General features: G+C 60.2%; 1 protein-coding gene. It reads left to right on the forward strand.

Going from position 1 to position 1,083, the window contains the following annotated elements:
• Positions 1-229 precede the first annotated feature (229 nt).
• The coding region (locus FS320_RS46905; RefSeq protein WP_192926436.1) for a phasin family protein at positions 230-1,083 on the forward strand (854 nt) is incomplete at its 3' end.

Below are 1,083 nucleotides of genomic sequence, written 5' to 3' on the forward strand. Positions count from 1 at the left end.
TTAAAAAAGCAAATCAAAAATTTGGCCCCTGCGGGCCGAACTCAGGGACAAGCGCCCTCGAAGGTCAGTAGCAAGTCAACGGCAGCGAAGTCAGCTGGCGGGCGCGGTGGATTGCCCGCCAGACGTGAGCCGCGCGTAACGCATTCAGTTCAGTCGACATATGAGTGTCACAGCATGTGGTCCAAGCTGCAGGGCTTGAGGCCGTCACCTTGATGATTTGCGAGGAACAATGACGAATGGACAATTCAGCCAGGCACCACCGGACAAAGCGAATGAACTTTTCGAGAAGCTCCTCGCCACGTCCGACAACGCAGTCAAAACCCGTGAGCGCCTGTTCGCAGACCTGAAGGACGAGTTAGAACTCCTCGCCAGCCTTCAGGAGGAGCACCTGTTTCCCGTGCTGAGACGGCACGGAATGCTCGATCTCCTGCAGGAGGCTATCAATGACAATGACGAAACGGCTGCGCTCCTCAGTGAGCTGGAGCGCAGGCCCAAGAACAGTGCTGAGTTCATCAGCCAGGTGACGGAGTTGCGGAGGGCGTTCCAGCAGCACATCCGCGACGACCGAAAGGAACTGCTTCCCGCGGTGCTCAAAGTGCTGAGCGACGAGGAAGCCATCGCCATCGTCGAGACAGTGGAGGATGAAATGGCAAGCATTGACGACACCAAACGGTTCGAGGCCCGCCGTGCCCGTGAGCAGGGTGAGGCCGTGCAGCGGGTAACCGAGGAAGTGGCCGATACGCTGCAGGCTGGCGTGGAAAGCGCCCGGACCCTGGTTCAAGCGATGCAGGAAGCAGTCCAGACTAGCTTCGGCGCCTTCTCGGAGTTGTCCCGCCGCTCGATCGGCCACGGCTTGCCGACAGCCGACCGAACCGATGCAGTTGCCTTAGGGCTGAGCGAAGAGGCAGCGCACAACTTGCGCGCTGTGGCCCAGTCCAGCACCGCTCTCGCTCGTGGCCTGCAGGAGGTCTCGCGGGAAGTGGTCGACCGCAGTCAGAAGCGCCTGCAACACAACATCGATGGTCTACAGTCGCTTGCCCGCTGTCGCTCGATGACGGACTTCGTTGAGGCGCAAACGACGCT

This window comes from Microvirga tunisiensis, assembly GCF_009296175.1.
Taxonomy (GTDB): Bacteria; Pseudomonadota; Alphaproteobacteria; order Rhizobiales; family Beijerinckiaceae; genus Microvirga; species Microvirga tunisiensis.